The sequence below is a fragment of the Flagellimonas sp. HMM57 genome, assembly GCF_021390175.1.
Taxonomy (GTDB): Bacteria; Bacteroidota; Bacteroidia; order Flavobacteriales; family Flavobacteriaceae; genus Flagellimonas.
The window spans coordinates 1,528,573-1,546,239 of sequence record NZ_CP090004.1; the positions used below are offsets into that span (position 1 = coordinate 1,528,573).

Consider the following 17,667-nt stretch of genomic DNA (forward strand, 5'->3'; position numbering starts at 1 on the left):
TACCAAACAAAATCTTCATTATGAAAAACACCTTCCTTTTGTTGCTTCTTATCATTCTCTCTTCATGTGTAGGGCGACAGCAACGTTCAAATGATTGGCATATAGTTTTAAAAACGGATAGGGATGGAAGTATTCTGAAAGGATCCAAACAAGAGTTGATCAATGCCATTAGAAATGGTCAAGACCTAAAAATTGGATGGGGTGGAAAGCGTGAAAATCTGTCTATTGAACATTTGTCCGCACCCATTTGGCTTGCCATTCTCAATGAAAAAGAAGTTATGGCACATTTGGACCCTCAAGTTTTGTCGCACATTGACTGGGACAGCTTAAATGTTAGCTATAAAGATTCTATTAAGTTACAACAAGAGTGGCGTGTAGTACTATCTACCAAAAGTAACTTTGATGCGGTCTGGTATGATAAAAAAGCCGATACCCTGATCAGAAGATGGCCGCAAAAACATATTATGACATGGTTCGCCAAAGGTGGTTCAAACAAAACTTCGGTTCCTTTGTTTAGCAAGGAGTAAAAGACCAAAAGTTATTATAAAAACTCTAAGCAAACAGGTGAAGGGATAGAAATATCATTAAGGTAAGTGAGCGTCCCTTTCTCCGTATTGCGTTCAAAAACAGCAATGTTATTACTTCTTTGATTGGCCACCAACAGAAAATTCCCAGAAGGATCGATTGAAAAATTCCGGGGCCAGTCCCCATGAACCGATTCACGACCTACCAAACCGAGTTTTCCAGTTTTTGAATCCACCTCAAAAATCACAATGGTATTTTCACCCCTATTCGACCCATATAGAAATCTTCCATCTGGGGACAAATGAATATCTGCACAAGACTTGACCCCTTCCCAATCGGGAGCTAGAGTATTTTCAGTTTGAATTGGATTGTAACTCCCTTCATCGTCCCGTTTGAATGCAGTAATTGTAGCATTCAATTCATTGATGACATACAGAAAAGACCTATCGGTATTAAACGTAAAGTGCCTTGGTCCTGCACCATCAGGAAAATCCAAAGAAAATTGATGGGCTGGTTTCCAATTTCCATCTTGCTTACTGTACCTTTTCAAAGCGTCCAACCCCAAATCAGATACAAACAGACCATCTTCATTAAAATGGGCTTTGTGCACATGTGCTGCCTTTACGGTATCCAATACCTTATGGTCTATAAGCTGTGGATTTGGTTTTAGTGCCCCATCATCTTCCAATTCAAAAATTGACAAGTTACCCCCAGTATAATTTGACACGGCCAAATGCCCATCACCCGATAATGTAACATGACAAGGGTGTGCCCCTCCTGTACCCATACTGTTTTGAAGCTCTAAAAACCCCTCTTTTAATCTAAAAGCCGTAACACCACCACCCAAACTATCAAAATCCGCAGTTTCATGTACTGCATACAAGTTTGCTTTGTCCTTGGATATGGCCAAAAAAGAAGGGTTGGCCAATACTGCGGCTAAGGTTTTCCGCTCAAGTTCCCCAGAGTTGGTATTAAAGGTAAAACGATAGATGCCTTCGCTATCTCCATCGGTATATGTGCCGACAAACAAACTGTATGTTTTCATGGGCATCTCTTTTTCTTTACAGCTCAAGGCAACAATTGCCAATATGGATATGATGAATTGTTTTTTCAAAATAATAGTGTTTTGGACTAAAATAAGAAATCGTTTCGTTTTTTAAGGTATCGTTATAGTACCAAGATAATAGATGTGTATTATGTGGCTCAATTATCCGAATTTCTCTTGAATTGATGTGAGGGAATCAATATTCTTCAAACTCATTTATTAGGTTTATGCACATCTTAGTAATTTTAAGGCGTGAATCAAGACACCTTAATACTCGTCTTAAGTTGTTTGGGCCTAGTCCAAGCATTGTTCCTGTTTGTGTATCTAATCACGCTAAAAAAAGGCAGACGAAAAGCCAATGTATTTTTGGCCTTTATAATTCTTGGGGTCACCATTCGGATAGGGAAATCGGTGCTCAACACTTATTTTCATTTAGAGCCTTGGCAGCGAAATCTAGGAATATCTGGTATTCTATTGACAGGCCCTTTTTTATGGTTCTATGGAAAAGCACTGTTTGATAAATCAAAAACGTTCTCTCCAAGAAATTATCTGCATCTTGTTCCTTTTGGTGTTTTTGTACTATTGTGCACTTTTATTCCTAACAGAGGTGATGCGTTGTCATACGGCATTTACATTGCTGTTTTTTTTCATTTGCTTCTATATATAGGCTTGTCCATTTACCTGCTGTATTCGAAGGGTAGATCAGTACATAAACAATTACACAACTGGTACAGGAACCTGATTATAGGCATTGGTATTATTTGGTGCTTTTATATGGGACATCTTGCAGGATTTTTTTCTTGGTACATTGGTGGAGCGGTTTTCTTTTCATTTTTGATTTATATTTTTTCCTTTCTCTTCTTACAGAAACATGCGTTTCAATTGGGAAAATATACCAAATCAACTTTGGATGGCGATACCTCAAAAAAATTGGTTACTTCTTTAAAAGCTCTTTTTGCACAAGAGGAAATGTACTTGCATAAAACCATTTCCTTGGAAATCATTGCGGAAAAATTAAATACTTCCCCAAGAAAATTGTCCCAGGCCATTAACGAGAATGAGCAAAAGAATTTTTCTGAATTCGTTAACCATTATCGAATAAAAAAGGCCAAGCAATTGTTGTCGGAGCCAGATTCCATCCAACAAAAAATAGCAACAATAGCGTATGACTGTGGATTTGGCAATGTCACCTCTTTCAATTTGGCGTTCAAGGCCATAACCCAACTGACCCCTTCGGAATATAGAAGCCGATTTAGTTCCTAAGTTTCTTTTTCGTTTTAAGAATCATGATTTTTAAAGCATTTTAATCAGTGCTTGGACATCTTTGCTTCAACATTTCAACGACGCAGTGAAAACATATATCTTAATTGCAGTATTGACTTTAGGGATAATCGGTTGTAAGGAACAAACCATTTCTGATAAAAATCATTATCCTACTGTACCTATTAAACAACTAGTCTTGGACAGTCTCAACCACCCTTGGAGCATTACCTTTATTTCTGAAGATGAAGCCCTTATTTCTGAGAAAGATGGGAATCTGCTACGGGTTAATCTTGAGTCCAAGGAGAAGAAAATCATCAAGGGTTTTCCAATCAATTTAACCGATAGTATCCGAGCCATTCATTTTGGTGATAATTCAGGAATTTTTGAAGTTTTAGTCGACCCAGATTTTAAAAATGACCCATGGGTCTATGTTTCGTACGCTGCTAAGAAAGGCTTTGGAACTACTACCAAAGTAATTCGAGCCCAATTGAAAAATGATTCCTTGACCAATCATAAAACCTTGATTGAAGCTGCTCCGTATACCAGGGAATATTTTCATTATGGAGGGGGAATGACCTTCGGAACCGATGGAAAACTCTACGTGACCATAGGTGAACGCTTGTTTTGGGAACGTGATGAACCCGAAATTCCCATAGCACAAGACGTAACGGACAAAAGAGGAAAAATATACCGAATCAACCCAGATGGAAGTATTCCAGAGGACAATCCGGATTTTGGTAATGATGCTGTTCCTGGATTGTATGCTATGGGCATCCGTGCTGCACAAGGCATAACGGTCGAACCCAAAACTGGAAACATCTGGTTCAGTGAGCACGGTACCATTCAAGGTGATGAAGTCAATATCCTAAAAGCTGGAGCCAATTATGGTTGGCCCAATGTGACCTCGGGAAAACTTAGAAGTAAAGATTATACACCTCCAAAGATTGAGGGAGCGGTTTTTACAGCCCCAATTTGGTTTTGGCCACACACCGTAGCACCAACTGGACTTATTTTTTACACGGGCAACGAATTTCCAGAATGGAAAGATAATTTAATCGTTCCCGGACTTTCACGCGGAAGTTTATGGCGATTCCGAATTGAAAACGATACCATAAAAAGTGCTGAAGAACTCTTTATTGATGACCGTGTTCGCTCAAGAAAGGTAATGCAAAGTCCAGAGGGTAAGCTATACATGCTCACCGATGAGGATAATGGAAAACTATTACGAATACTACCTAAACCCAATAATTTAACTGTTGAATAAATGAGAAATAGAATACTTGTTTTTGTTTTATGCCTATCTATTGGAAGCGTATCGGCACAAGAAATCGAAAAACCAGTGGACAACTATACCATAAAAAGGCTTTTGATCTGCAATGATAAAGATGAGATTGCCATGGTTAAATACAATGGAACATGGAATGTACCACCACTTCGGTTTAACAAGTCAGAAACGTATAATGAATCCCTATTGCATTTAGCCAAAGATATTGGCTTAGAAATATCCAAACCTAAATTGGCAGGTGTTTTTTCATTTAAGTACGGCTTTAAATCTACTGCTGCTCTTAGAATGTTCTATATGGCAAAATACAAATCGGGAACGCTTAAGGTCAAAGAAGGATGGGAAGCTATAAAGTGGATGCCAGAGGAAGAATTTTTACAATTAAAAAGTCAAGATGTCTATAGCCTAATGGCCACTAAAATTATTGAAGATGTGTCAACACTATGGGGTGGTGCATTCTTTCTCTATAAAGAAAATGAAGAAATAAAATTTAAAATCACTGAAGATTTTTATTCCTTGAGGTAACAAACCCCCAACTTATGAAAAAAATACTGTTCTTAGTATCGTTCGTATTCTTTAGTGCCTCTTTAATAGCTCAAACCGAGGAGGACAGCATTAAAGCAACCCTACAAAAATATCTTGATGGCTCGTCTTACAATAATCAAGAATTGATTGAAGCTGCCTTTTATGAAGAAGCTGATCTCTTTTTGTCCAAAAAAGACCAAGAGTTATGGGTGCTATCCCCAAAAGAATACAGTGACCTCTTCAAAAACAGGGAAAAAGGAAAATTCAATGGAAGGGTCGGAAAAATTTTGATGGTAGACTATGCCAACAACATTGCTTGTGCCAAAGCGGAAATCCTAATTCCGAAAAGAAACCTAAAGTTCATCGATATAATCTTATTGAAAAAACTTGAAGGGGAATGGAAAATCATCAGCAAAGCAGCTACTCAAATTGAATAGAAAAAACTATTTCAATTTCATGTTTTCAGCTTAGTTTTCACTTCCCTAACCAAGTAAATGCCGGTAACGATAGTTGCAAGTACGTCGGCTATGGGGAAGGAAAGCCAAACACCAAGTTCCCCAAAATAACCGGGTAAAATCAGAATAAGCGGAATAAAAAAGAAGCCTTGTCGGGTCAAGGTCAGAAGCAACGCTGGGGTGGCTTTCCCTACCGCCTGAAAATACGCTGCCCCGATCAGCTGCAATGCAATAATAGGTGTCGCTGCAAAGACCCATCGCATAGCGTTAGGCGCATGTTCCAAAACGAAAGCATTCGTTAGTAATTCTTCGGCCGGTAAATTCTCCTTATTGCTCAAAAAAAGTGATGTGATGGCTTCTGGGAAAAGCATCAGTCCAACAAACACCAACGTAGCTACCAAAGCGGCATATTTGATTGCCGTAGAGATGGATTCTTTTACACGTTCGTACTTTAAGGCTCCATAGTTGAATCCGGCGATTGGCAAAAAACCTTGGGTAACTCCAAAAACTGGAAACAATGCGAACATCAGCATTCTACCGATAATAGCGTATACAGCAACCATCGCCTCGCCTCCCAAATTGAATAGAATGTTGTTCATTAAAAGGTAAGTGATACTGGTTACTGCTTGCCGTGCCAAGGTTACAAAACCAAGCGACCCTATTTCCTTTAAAATCGGCATGTCCAATCCAAAATGGGCAGGACCTATCTTCAATTCTGAATTTTTAGAAGTAAAAAAATAGAAGATATAAGCAAAACACATCAAATACCCTGCAGTCGTTGCCCAGGCCGCTCCGTGCATGCCCCAATCAAAAATATAAATAAAGACATAATCCATGAGCAAATTCCCAACGGAAGGAATGATCATGGCTACCATAGCGAACTTTGGTTTGCCCTCCGCTCGAATTACCGTATTGCCCATCATACACAGTGCAAGAAACGGCACTCCATATAAAATGATGGTATAATAAATCTTCGCAGGGTCAAAGATGGTTCCTTTACCACCAAAGGCGGGGATAAGGTCATCTACAAAATAGAGCCCCAAGGCAACCATGCTTATGGTCACCAAAAGGGTAAGGGTGATTTGATTACCAAACGTTTTTAATGCCTTTTCCTTGTTTTCCGCACCAAGTGCTCTAGAAATGATACTCGACCCACCGATACCGATGGCCATTCCCAAAGCCGCAATAAAAAAAGAAACGGGGAGCACCACGTTGATGGCGGCTATAGCAATGGAACCAATCCAATTTCCTACAAAAATGGAGTCCACCAGAATGTTCAGAGACATGACCAGTATGCCTATGGAAGCAGGTACGGCTTGTTTGATCAGCAACTTGCCAATAGGTTCTTCGCCCAGTTGATCTGATGAAACCTTTGCCATACTAATGGGCTGTCATATCGAACGCAGTTTGGATATGGACAACAATTGTGATTTAGGTCTTGACTACGCTCGACCAGACGTTAACTAAACGGGCAGGACTTCGTTAGATTTCCATTCATTGACCCATTTGCCCATTAAAGCAACCCAAGCATCACTATCGTTCAAACATGGAATATGCTTGTAGTGTTCTCCTCCTGCCTCTTCAAACTGTTCTTTGCCTTCCATGGCAATTTCTTCTAAAGTTTCCAAGCAATCGCTTACAAAGGCAGGTGTAATCACAGCAAGTCGCTTTTTTCCTTCTTTCGCCAAACGCTCAAATTCGTAATCGGTATACGGTTTCAACCATGGGTCACCAGCCAATCGCGACTGAAATGAAGAACTCACTTTATCTTCGGGAAGGTCAAGATATGCTTTTACCAATTCTGTAGTATCGTAACACTGATGCCTATAACAGGTGTGGTGTGCTACCGAATTGATTTTACAGCAGCTACCATCAATCTTACAATGGAATTTGGTCGGGTCCGATTTTCTAATATGTCGTTCTGGAATACCATGGTACGAGAAGAGAATATGGTCATATTCAAAATCCTTCAGACCATCTGCAATACTTTCCGATAGTACTTTAATATACTCTGGACTATTATAAAATGCAGGCAAGGTGGTCAAATGGACTTCTGGAAAATATTCTTGTTGTACTTCCATCACTTTTACCACAACGGTCTCATAGGAAGACATGGCATAATGTGGATATAATGGCACTAATAAAACCTCATCCACTCCCTTGTCTTTTAATTCTTGAAGTGCATTCTTAATGGTCATGCTACCGTAACGCATCCCTAGAGCAACGGGCATATCTGTTTGCTCCTGAACTTTTTCCATAAATCGTTCCGAAATAACAATTAGCGGAGAACCTTCCTCCCACCAGATTTTGGCATATGCCTCCGCGGATTTTTTGGGACGGGTCTGAAGAATAATTCCTCGTACTAAAAGATTCCGCAACAATTTTGGAACATCAATTACCCGTTCGTCCATCAGAAATTCATCCAGATATGGTTTTACATCTTTTGCGGTAGGGCTATCCGGTGAGCCCAAATTAACCAACAATACTCCTTTCATAGCAATTCGTTAAGAGCAGTAAAAATACTATTTGAGGTTGATTTAATATTTGATTCTGTCAATTTGTTTCTCTATTATTCCATAGATAATCCTAATTTAGTTTGATGAACCCAAAATAGGCTATGTTTCGTACGGTTTTATTTTATCTCCTTTTGATTTTCGGATTTGTTGCGCAGGCACAGATTACCTGCACTTCTAAAGATTCTACGTTATTTTACTCCAAGTTGAAAGACATTCAAAAAATTGAAGAAGAGGCTACAGGAAATACAATTGTTTCCATAGGAAAAACATTTTTGGGAATACCTTATGTTGAGAAAACACTGGAAGTTGGCGAAACCGAGACCCTTGTAGTGAATCTAAGGGGTTTGGATTGTACGACTTTTGTCGAAAATGTTGTGGCTTTTGGTTTGCTACACAAAAACCAACAATATGAGTTTACGGATTTTACCAAAAATCTTCAAACTATTCGGTATAGGAATGGAGAGTTAAATGGCTATCCTTCTCGTTTACATTATTTTACAGAATGGATTAGAAACAATGAACAAAAAGGTTTGGTCATGGACGTTACTTCCAAATTGGGAGGTGTCGAGACTAAAAAGGCAATTAACTTTATGGGTACGCACAGAAAGTTGTATCCATTTTTAAAGCAAAATGACAACTACAATGCAATTTTAGAAGTTGAGAAAATGATAGCCGAGGAGAATCTATGTATTCTTCCACAACATCAAATTAAACAAAACGAAAGCCTTATTCAATCTGGTGATATCATTGCACTGGCAACTTCTATAAAAGGGTTGGATGTAACCCATACTGGAATCGCTATTCGCCAACCAAACGGTAGAATTCACTTACTACATGCTTCGAGTTCTGGGTCGGTAATGATTACCGAAGAACCCTTGGTCGACTATCTCAAAAAAATAAAAAACAATATTGGAATTATAGTGGCAAGACCTGTTTTAATTCCTTCCTAAACACCATATAATTGCCCCTAGCAAGTGCTTTTTAAAATCAGGTTCATCAAAAGAAGCTTCGGTATGACCACCACCAGTATAAAACGAGCGGCCACCATCAAATTCATGATACCAAGCTATAGGGTGGTTTTCACCATTTGTCCCACCTTCATAACTGGTTTCATCCAAGTTGAGCAAAACGGAAATATTAGGGTTTAAATTTTTGTAATTGTACCATTCATCACTTCGTTGCCACGTATCTTTTAAGTGTGCCGTAGATGGATGTTCCTTATTTACAACGTCTATTTTAGCATCACGAATATTTGGGTCGTTCGGGTGACCATTAAAATAGCCTCCTACTAGTTTTCCATACCAAGGCCAGTTATATTCGGTATCGGTGGCAGCGTGTATCCCTAAAAAACTTCCTCCGTTCTTTATATAGTTTTCAAATGCCGTTTGTTCGTTGTCCGCTAAAACTTCAGAAGTCGTACTAAGGAAAACGACCAGTTTATAATTTTTTAAATTTTGGGGATTAAAATCAGCGCTTGTTTCGGTCTGTAATACAATGAACCCGTTTTGTCGTCCCAACTCTTTTAAGGTTTTTACTCCTTTTTCTATAGATTTATGGCGATATCCTGTTGTCTTGCTAAATACCAATACCAATTCTGGGGCTTTGGGTACATCTTCTGTCTTAGGTTTATCTTGGGCATTTGTGCATCCTAGAAAAAAAACAACCAAAAAAAGAAAACTATAAAACTTCATCTTATATCCTTTAAACATTGGAAGTTAAATATTTTTTTGGTGTGGTACCGTACTTCTTTTTGAAAGATGCTATAAAGTGGCTTGCGGTACTGTAACCCACACGCAACCCAACTTCGTTAACGTTATGGCTTCCGGTCTCCAGCATTTTTCTGGCATACTCCATTTTGTAATCAAACAGAAAACCATAGACGGAGTCACCATAGATTTGTTTAAACCCTTCTTTCAATTTCTTTAGACTAAGCCCAATTTCCTTGGAAAGCTCAGCTAATGTGGGAGGCTCTGACATTCTTGAAATTATGATTTCCTTTGCCATTTTTAAACGCCTTACATTTTCTTCATCGGCCAAGAAAGGGCATTGTTCCAAGTCTGCATTCTGGGTCTTGTTGAAATACAAGGAAATTAGTTCGTATGCTTTTCCCTTTACATACAGTTCTTTTATGGATGGATGTAGGTTATAAGTCATCAATTGGCTCAATACTACCGCAATTGCAGGTGAGACCGCCTCCTGCGAATAGTATTTCTTCTCCTTGTTGTCCTCACTTAAAAAAGGAATATAGTTTGCTTCACTCGAAAAAAGTGAATGAAATCTTCTTATGGTCATAACTACGGACAACAACCATGTGTTTGGAGAAACATTTAAATGTAGGGGCAGGTCTTTTTGTGTGTTATATAATAGTAATGAGTTTTCCTCAGATACTTCTAAATGATATTGTCCTTTGTTAAAATAAAACCGGGACCTTCCTTTTAGGCAAAAATGAAACTGAATGAAAGAACTGTTGATTTCTCTTTCAATTATCCTACTCTCATCGGTATCGTTCTGAATTTTAAGAATGTAAAATCCATTTTCTATCAAAATTTCCTCATATGAACCTTGGGCGACATTTTCCATCTCTAAATACTACTTTTTGAAATGATTAATTCTATTTAGAATGACTCTAAATTGTTTTTAATAATTCAAATTTATCAATAAATACAGTGTTTTTGAAGAATTTAAGCTAAAAGTACAGATAATTGTCCAAAGCATGATATTTATAGTTCCGCTAGCGTTATTTTTTGAAATATGACACCCCTATTTTTGTGTCGCGATTTAATCCTTTATGAGGAATTACCATATTTCCAAACATAACTCATTTTATGCCATTGGCCTTAGCTACAAAAAAGCTGATGCCGAGATTAGGGGAAAGTTTAGCCTAGACGTTCCTGCCATAGATAACATCATGGTACAGGCAAAGGAGCAGGGTATAGATGTTCTTCTTGCCATATCTACTTGCAACCGAACAGAGTTTTATGGTTTCGCACAGCATCCTTATCAACTTATTAAAATGCTCTGTGACCAGACCCAAGGTACTGTGGAGGAGTTTCAGAAAGTTGCCTATGTATATAAGAACCATGATGCCATTTCACACATGTTCAAGGTGGGTACTGGTTTAGATAGTCAAATTCTTGGTGATTTTGAAATCATAAGCCAGATTAAACAAGGGTTTTACCGTTCCAAAAAACACGAAATGGCCAATCCTTTTCTGGAGCGTTTGTGCAACGCTGTTATACAGGCAAGCAAGCGTATTAAAAATGAAACTGAACTATCATCGGGTGCTACTTCGGTAGCTTTTGCTTCTGTTAGGTACATTCTAGATACGGTTCCCAATATCTCAGAAAAAAATATTTTACTCTTTGGTACGGGAAAAATAGGACGAAATACCTGTAAAAATTTAGTAAAGCACTCCAAGAATTCTCAAATCACCCTTATCAATAGAACAAGGGAAAAAGCTGAGGTGGTTGCAGGAAAATTTGATTTAACGGTTAAGGACTACGGGGACCTACAAAGCGAAATACGAAGAGCGGATATTTTAGTCGTTGCCACCGGAGCACAACTGCCAACAATTTCCAAAGCACTTATTTACACAAAAAAACCATTGCTTATTCTAGATCTTTCTGTTCCTAAAAACGTGTCCGATGACGTCTTGGAACTTGAAAATGTATCCTTGGTACATCTAGACCAGCTTTCCCAGATTACAGACGATACGTTGAACAAAAGAAAAGAATTCGTCCCCAAGGCAGAAGCAATAATAGACCATGTAAGGGAAGAGTTTTTAAAATGGTTGGAAACAAGGAAGTTTGCCCCTGTTATCAACGCTCTAAAGGAGAAACTAAAAACAATGAAAGCCGAAGAAATCGACTTTCATTCCAGAAAGTTATCTGACTTTAACGAAAATCAGGCAGAAATCATTTCCGAACGTATCATTCAAAAAATAACCAAGCAATTTGCAAACCATTTAAAAAGTTCAGAGGTCGATACCGAAGATAGTCTAGAGCTTATCCAAAAAGTTTTTCAGCTAGAAATCGATTCTAAATGAGCAAAATCATACGAATTGGAACCCGCGATAGCGAATTGGCATTGTGGCAAGCAACAACAGTACAGCAAAAACTGGAAGCATTAGGCTACGATACTACGTTAGTACCCATTAAATCTACAGGCGACCAGGTTTTGGACAAACCACTCTATGAATTGGGAATTACGGGAATTTTTACCAAGACCTTGGATATTGCATTATTAAAAGGCCAAATTGATATTGCAGTACATTCCATGAAGGATGTTCCTACGCAATTACCAAAAGGTATTGTCCAAACCGCGGTTTTAGAACGTGCCGTAACCAATGATATTCTGGTTCACAAAGGATTGGATTTTATGGAATCTGACAACGAAGCTACGATAGCTACCGGTAGTCTGCGGAGAAAAGCACAATGGTTGCATAAATATCCGCATCATAACGTAGTGGATTTGAGGGGTAATGTAAATTCAAGGCTCTTAAAACTTATTGAAAACGACTGGAGCGGTGCCATTTTTGCCCAAGCAGGATTGGAACGCATCAAATTATTGCCCAAAGATGCTTTGGAATTGGACTGGATGATTCCTGCACCAGCACAAGGAGCAATGCTTATAGTAGCACAGGAAAATGATGAGTTTTCCAAAGATGCTTCTCAAAAGCTCAATCACAAAGATTCTGAGATTACGACCACAATTGAACGTGAGTTTTTAAGAACGCTTGAAGGCGGTTGTACGGCTCCCATTGGGGCTTTGGCTCAAATAAAAGACCAATCAGTTCATTTTGAAGGAGTTATTTTTTCTTTGGATGGCAAGCAAAAAATTGAAATCCAAAAAGAGACTGAACCAAAAAATTCGTCAGGGTTTGGACAAGCTTGTGCCAAAGAGGTCTTGAATATGGGTGGAGATAAACTTATGGACGCAATACGAAATGAAAACAGTGCTCTCCACTAAATTACTCTCCCCTTCGCAAAAGGAATTATTTCTCAACTCGGGAATAGGTATGGTCGAGTATGATGCGCTCCATATTGAATTTTTGGACATAGCGATTCCTGATAATTACCAAAATTATATTTTCACCAGTAAGAATGCTGTAAAAGCATTTTTGAATCGTTCAAAACACCTCGATAGAAACAAATGCAATGCTTTTTGTGTGGGTGAAAAAACAAGGATGCTTTTGGAAGAAAGTGGCATGAAAGTCATTAAAGCTGAAGAAAATGCCTCAGATTTAGGTGATTTTATCATCAAAAATCATGAAAATGAGAAGTTTTTGTTTTTATGTGGAAACTTAAGAAGAGAGGAATTACCGGAGATGTTATCAAGAAATAAAATACGGTGTACTCAAATTATAGCCTATAATACTCATTTGATTCCTAGAAAATTCAATCGCATTTTTGACGGTATTCTTTTTTTTAGCCCGAGCGGTATAAAAAGTTATACGCAAGAAAATTCAATTTCAAAAAGTTTGGCCTTCTGTATTGGCAATACTACTGCCAATGAAGTAAAAAAGCACACAGATAAAATTATAATCGCCAACAGACCAACTGTGGAAAATGTATTGGTTCAAGCTATAAAATATTTTAAAAAACATGATTAAAAACGACCTATTTCTAAGAGCCTTAAAAGGTGAAACTGTAGACAGACCACCTGTATGGATGATGCGCCAGGCTGGACGTTATCTTCCCGAATTTATGGAACTTAAAGAGAAGTACGATTTCTTTACACGCTGTCAAACTCCAGAACTGGCTTCTGAAATAACGATACAACCCATTCGTCGTTTTGGTATGGATGCGGCTATACTGTTCAGTGATATTTTGGTCATTCCACAGGCAATGGATATCGAGGTTCAAATGAAACCTAATTTTGGGCCCTATCTCCCAGACCCTATTAGGTCTGCAGAAGATTTGGATAGGGTCATCGTCCCAAGCATAGAGGAATCACTTGGTTATGTGCTGGATGCCATAAGCATGACCAAGGAAAAATTAGAGGATGAGATTCCATTAATAGGTTTTGCAGGGTCTCCATGGACCATTCTTTGCTACTGTGTCGAAGGACAGGGAAGCAAAAGTTTTGATAAAGCGCGCGGATTTTGTTTTACCCAGCCCGAAGCTGCCCATCAACTACTTCAAAAAATTACAGATACCACCATCGCCTATTTAAAGGCCAAAGTAAAAGCAGGTGTAAACGCTGTTCAAGTTTTTGATTCTTGGGGGGAATGTTGTCTCCCGTGGATTATCAAGAATTTTCATTTCAATACATTCAGCAAATCGTAGATGCCTTAAAAGATGATGCTCCTGTAATCGTTTTTGGAAAAGGTTGTTGGTTTGCCTTAAAAGAAATGGCACAATCTGGGGCTTCTGCATTGGGTGTGGATTGGACCTGTTCTGCACAAAATGCCAGATATCTAACAGGAGGAAATATTACATTACAAGGGAATTTTGATCCTGCACGGTTACTTTCTCCGCCAGAGACCATCAAAAAAATGGTCACTCAAATGATTCGTGAATTCGGTAAAGACAAATATGTGGTCAACTTGGGGCACGGTATCCTTCCTCATATTCCAGTAGAAAATGCAAGAGCTTTTATTGATGCCGTAAAAAAATATACCGAATAGTTTTTTATCATGCAAATCGATTTTGAAAACTATAGTATTAGCCCAATTCAAGAAAAAGATGCTTGGAGGCTTTGCGATTTTGTGGTTTCAAATTCAGAACGATTAAAAGCGGATTTTCCAAAAACGTTACAACAAAATCTAACCCCAACTTTGGCCGAATTGTTTGTAGCAAAAAAGGTTAAGGAGTTTGTCTCAAAAGACGAATTCTTGTTTACAATTAAAGAAAATACCAATAGGTCTATTATTGGACTGTTATATGTAAAAGAGCTTCAAAAAGTAGCAGGTCAGGGAGAGTTGGCCTATTGTATTAGTTATCGTTATGAAGGACTGGGCATTACGAAAACTTGTGTTGAAAAAATGATTCCATGGTGTTTTAAAGAGGCAAAACTACATACACTTCAAATCATTGTTCATGACCGTAACTTGGCCAGTAAACAAATTGCAAAAAGGAATGGATTTGCTTGGAAACGAACTTTGCCAAAAGAGCACACAACAGGAAATGGAGAAATTCTCGATATGGAATTGTTTGAGCTTCATCATCCAAAAACCATACACTAAACAATGAATGCAATTAGGGCATTTAAACAATTGGATTCAAAAAGTATTGGGATTTTGGTCAAATTATGTTTTCGGTTTCCTTTGTTTGTTTTCCCTACGCTGTCCGCCACAAGAAAATGTATGTCAGTTTCCACACAACATTATGGCCGTGCGCACTATGAAAATGGTCCTGCCAATGCTTTTCGACATGCACTTTGGAATTATTTGATTGCTAAAAGTTGCTATCGCTGGAGTAAAAATAAAATCAGAGTCCTAAGCTGGTCAGAAAAAATTACTGATTGGCACGAACATGCCTTCCCTAACCGAAAACTGGCAAAAAATATGGATTTGCACAATAATGAAATCGGTCGGTATATTTTTAAGAAACATCCCAACAAAACAATACTTGAAGTAATCGAAATCTTTAGGGAAATGACGGCAACATCCTCAAAAGTAGATGCCACTTCCAACTTTGCTACCTTTAAAAACAAATTAGTTCATATAACCGATGAAAGATAAATTCTACGCATATATACAAACCCTTCAAGATACCATTACAAACAAGCTTGAAGAAGTTGATGGGAAAGCCAAATTTCAAGAAGACCTTTGGAAACGTCCTGAAGGCGGAGGTGGCAGAACGCGGGTCATAGAAAATGGAGCGGTTTTTGAAAAAGGTGGTGTCAACATTTCTGGCGTGCATGGGGAACTGCCAAAAAGCATGCAGCAATATTTTGGTGTTGAAAATGCTGATTTTTTTGCTTGTGGCCTAAGTCTAGTGTTGCATCCTAAAAACCCAATGGTGCCCACAGTACATGCCAATTGGCGGTATTTTGAAATGTATGATAAGAACGGGAGTATTATCGATCAATGGTTTGGAGGAGGACAAGACCTTACGCCGTATTACTTATTTGAAGAAGATGGAAAACACTTTCACACCATTTGTAAAAAAGCATGTGATGCGCATAATCCTGAATTCTATTTCAACTATAAAAAGCGTTGTGATGAATACTTTTGGAACTCACATCGTAATGAAGCGAGAGGATTAGGTGGGCTTTTCTTTGATTATTGTAAAGCAATCGATACCATGACCATGGAAGATTGGTACAACTTTGTAACCGAAGTTAGCAATAGTTTTTTAGAAGCATATATACCGATTGTTTCAAAAAGAAAAATGCTTCCATACAACCAAAAACAAAGGGATTGGCAGGAAATAAGACGCGGAAGGTATGTGGAGTTTAACCTAGTACATGATAAAGGAACCTTGTTTGGATTAAAGACAAATGGACGTATCGAAAGTATTTTGATGAGCCTTCCGCCGCATGTACAATGGAGATATGACCACCATCCAGAAAAAGGAAGTGACGAGGAGAAATTGATTGAAGTACTGCAAAGTCCCAAGGAATGGGTATAAATTATGATTAGTTTTAAGCATTAAGTGAAAAGTTTTAAGTGTTACGAGCTATGGTGAATTATAAAAACTACAAAGTGTGGCAGCGTTCCCATAATTTAGTACTTAAAATTTATAAAATAACTGAACAATATCCTAAATCCGAGCAATTTGGATTGGTCTCACAAATGAATAGGGCATCCGTTTCAATTCCAACCAACATCGCTGAAGGTTGTGGCAGGGAAACACAGAAAGAACTGATTCGATTTTTATATATTTCATCTGGCTCTGCGCATGAATTGGACTATCTAATTCTGGTTTCAAAAGAACTTGGCCTCATAAATCCGAAAAAAGCGGAGGACTTATTGGTAGAAATCGATGAAATCAAAAAAATGCTGGCAGCACTCATAAAAACCATCAAAAAAACACTTTAGATATAGTAACTTTCAACTTAAAGCTTAAAACCAAATACTTATAGCTTCCAGCTTAAAACTTAGAACAAAAGATATGTATCCACTTATAAGAAATAGAAGATTGCGTGCATCGGAATCCATAAGAAGATTGGTTCGTGAAACCATTGTGACCCCAGATGACTTTTTAGTCCCGCTATTTGTAGTTGAAGGAAAAGGGATTAAAGAAGAGATTCCTTCCATGCCCAACTATTATCGCATGAGTCTGGACCACCTTGAGAAAGAAGTAAAAGAATTATGGCAAATGGGCCTTTGTTCCGTCTTATTGTTCGTGAAGGTTCCAGATAGCTTAAAGGACGACAAAGGAACAGAAGCGCTAAATCCTGAAGGATTGATGCAACGCGCCATCAAAAACGTAAAAAATGCTTGTCCAGAAATGTTGGTCATGACCGATGTCGCCCTGGACCCCTTCTCTTCCTACGGACACGATGGGATTGTTGCAGAAGGACAAATATTGAACGATGAAACTTCTGAGGTTTTAGCAGAAATGAGCGTTTCGCATGCACACGCTGGTGCCGATTTTGTTGCGCCAAGCGATATGATGGATGGTCGTATTCTAACTATTCGGGAAGCTTTGGAAGATGAGGGTTTTCAAAACACGGGGATTATGAGCTATTCCGCCAAATATGCCAGTGCCTTTTATGGGCCTTTTAGAGATGCTTTGGATTCTGCTCCCGTGGATATCGCCAACGTACCAAAGGACAAAAAAACCTATCAGATGGATTATGCCAATCGGTTTGAAGCCATTCGAGAAACCCAAATGGATATTGACGAAGGGGCTGATATTGTTATGATAAAACCTGGTTTGGCATATTTGGATATTGTTCGCGAAATAAAAAACGAAGTTGATGTACCTGTAGCTGTGTACCAAGTCTCCGGAGAATATGCCATGCTGAAAGCAGCTGCCGAAAAGGGTTGGCTGGACCATGACAGTGTCATGTTAGAACAATTGACCGCCATTAAAAGAGCCGGTGCCAACATCATTGCAAGTTATTTTGCGAAGGATTTTATCCGTGTGATGGGCTAAACGCTAT

General features: G+C 38.5%; 19 protein-coding genes and 1 pseudogene. 15 read left to right on the plus strand and 5 right to left on the minus strand.

Translation table 11 applies throughout. The annotated features are described in order from the left end of the window. The first annotated feature begins 20 nt into the window (after positions 1–20). Positions 21–527 carry a hypothetical protein gene (locus LV716_RS06780; RefSeq protein ID WP_163416995.1) on the plus strand — a complete coding sequence of 169 codons (507 nt, stop codon included), beginning with the start codon at positions 21–23 and terminating at the stop codon, positions 525–527. A gap of 14 nt (positions 528–541) precedes the next feature. Here the strand turns inward: LV716_RS06780 and LV716_RS06785 are convergent, their stop codons facing one another. Beyond that, positions 542–1,639 carry a lactonase family protein gene (locus LV716_RS06785; protein ID WP_233759251.1) on the minus strand — a complete coding sequence of 366 codons (1,098 nt, stop codon included), beginning with the start codon at positions 1,637–1,639 and terminating at the stop codon, positions 542–544. 183 nt (positions 1,640–1,822) lie between these two features. Between LV716_RS06785 and LV716_RS06790 the strand changes: the two genes are divergently transcribed. From LV716_RS06790 to LV716_RS06805, 4 genes are all read left to right on the plus strand, one after another. After that, positions 1,823–2,833 (plus strand): AraC family transcriptional regulator, encoded by a 1,011-nt coding sequence (locus tag LV716_RS06790; RefSeq protein WP_163416996.1) that lies wholly within the window; start codon positions 1,823–1,825, stop codon positions 2,831–2,833. Between the two features lie 85 nt (positions 2,834–2,918). Then, on the plus strand, positions 2,919–4,097 hold the full coding sequence (locus tag LV716_RS06795; RefSeq protein WP_205600106.1) for a PQQ-dependent sugar dehydrogenase: 1,179 nt from the start codon (positions 2,919–2,921) through the stop codon (positions 4,095–4,097). Next, positions 4,098–4,640: an NUDIX hydrolase gene (locus tag LV716_RS06800; RefSeq protein WP_163416997.1), complete on the plus strand. Its 543-nt coding sequence runs from the start codon at positions 4,098–4,100 to the stop codon at positions 4,638–4,640. It begins immediately after the preceding gene. 14 nt (positions 4,641–4,654) lie between these two features. Continuing rightward, the gene (locus LV716_RS06805) at positions 4,655–5,077 is read left to right on the plus strand and encodes a nuclear transport factor 2 family protein (protein ID WP_163416998.1); all 423 of its coding nucleotides are present in this window, start codon (positions 4,655–4,657) and stop codon (positions 5,075–5,077) included. Between the two features lie 17 nt (positions 5,078–5,094). Here the strand turns inward: LV716_RS06805 and LV716_RS06810 are convergent, their stop codons facing one another. Together LV716_RS06810 and hemH are read right to left on the minus strand one after the other, a co-directional pair. Further along, positions 5,095–6,474 (minus strand): MATE family efflux transporter, encoded by a 1,380-nt coding sequence (locus tag LV716_RS06810; RefSeq protein ID WP_163416999.1) that lies wholly within the window; start codon positions 6,472–6,474, stop codon positions 5,095–5,097. An 84-nt stretch (positions 6,475–6,558) separates the two neighbouring features. Beyond that, positions 6,559–7,590, minus strand: coding sequence for a ferrochelatase (gene hemH, locus LV716_RS06815; protein WP_163417000.1), 1,032 nt, complete (start codon positions 7,588–7,590; stop codon positions 6,559–6,561). Positions 7,591–7,712: 122 nt separating this feature from the next. On the opposite strand from hemH, the gene LV716_RS06820 reads away from it, so the two are divergent. Further along, entirely contained in the window at positions 7,713–8,561 is an 849-nt protein-coding gene (locus LV716_RS06820; protein WP_163417001.1) for an N-acetylmuramoyl-L-alanine amidase-like domain-containing protein, read from the plus strand. Here the strand turns inward: LV716_RS06820 and LV716_RS06825 are convergent. Further along, positions 8,547–9,302 carry a ThuA domain-containing protein gene (locus LV716_RS06825; RefSeq protein ID WP_163417002.1) on the minus strand — a complete coding sequence of 252 codons (756 nt, stop codon included), beginning with the start codon at positions 9,300–9,302 and terminating at the stop codon, positions 8,547–8,549. The genes LV716_RS06820 and LV716_RS06825 overlap by 15 nt on opposite strands. Positions 9,303–9,312: 10 nt before the next feature. After that, positions 9,313–10,191 carry an AraC family transcriptional regulator gene (locus LV716_RS06830; RefSeq protein ID WP_163417003.1) on the minus strand — a complete coding sequence of 293 codons (879 nt, stop codon included), beginning with the start codon at positions 10,189–10,191 and terminating at the stop codon, positions 9,313–9,315. Positions 10,192–10,399: 208 nt separating this feature from the next. Here LV716_RS06830 and hemA point away from each other — a divergent pair, with 208 nt between their 5' ends. The 9 genes and pseudogenes from hemA to hemB all read left to right on the plus strand — a co-directional run bounded on the left by hemA (position 10,400) and on the right by hemB (position 17,660). After that, positions 10,400–11,656 (plus strand): glutamyl-tRNA reductase, encoded by a 1,257-nt coding sequence (hemA, locus tag LV716_RS06835; protein ID WP_163417004.1) that lies wholly within the window; start codon positions 10,400–10,402, stop codon positions 11,654–11,656. Then, the gene (hemC, locus tag LV716_RS06840) at positions 11,653–12,579 is read left to right on the plus strand and encodes a hydroxymethylbilane synthase (protein ID WP_163417005.1); all 927 of its coding nucleotides are present in this window, start codon (positions 11,653–11,655) and stop codon (positions 12,577–12,579) included. The genes hemA and hemC overlap by 4 nt, the downstream gene beginning before the upstream one ends. Further along, entirely contained in the window at positions 12,557–13,222 is a 666-nt protein-coding gene (locus LV716_RS06845) for a uroporphyrinogen-III synthase (RefSeq protein WP_163417006.1), read from the plus strand. Before hemC ends, LV716_RS06845 begins: the two co-directional genes overlap by 23 nt. Next, positions 13,215–14,239: pseudogene (gene hemE, locus LV716_RS06850) on the plus strand (uroporphyrinogen decarboxylase). Before LV716_RS06845 ends, hemE begins: the two are co-directional and overlap by 8 nt. Before the next feature lie 9 nt (positions 14,240–14,248). Then, positions 14,249–14,797 (plus strand): GNAT family N-acetyltransferase, encoded by a 549-nt coding sequence (locus LV716_RS06855; RefSeq protein ID WP_163417008.1) that lies wholly within the window; start codon positions 14,249–14,251, stop codon positions 14,795–14,797. 3 nt (positions 14,798–14,800) lie between these two features. Continuing rightward, positions 14,801–15,295, plus strand: a complete 495-nt coding sequence (locus tag LV716_RS06860) for a hypothetical protein (protein ID WP_163417009.1) — start codon at positions 14,801–14,803, stop codon at positions 15,293–15,295. Further along, positions 15,285–16,187 carry an oxygen-dependent coproporphyrinogen oxidase gene (gene hemF / locus LV716_RS06865; RefSeq protein WP_163417010.1) on the plus strand — a complete coding sequence of 301 codons (903 nt, stop codon included), beginning with the start codon at positions 15,285–15,287 and terminating at the stop codon, positions 16,185–16,187. Before LV716_RS06860 ends, hemF begins: the two co-directional genes overlap by 11 nt. 50 nt (positions 16,188–16,237) lie before the next feature. Then, on the plus strand, positions 16,238–16,597 hold the full coding sequence (locus LV716_RS06870) for a four helix bundle protein (RefSeq protein ID WP_163417011.1): 360 nt from the start codon (positions 16,238–16,240) through the stop codon (positions 16,595–16,597). 73 nt (positions 16,598–16,670) lie between these two features. Further along, entirely contained in the window at positions 16,671–17,660 is a 990-nt protein-coding gene (hemB, locus tag LV716_RS06875; RefSeq protein ID WP_163417012.1) for a porphobilinogen synthase, read from the plus strand. The last annotated feature ends 7 nt before the right edge of the window (positions 17,661–17,667 follow it).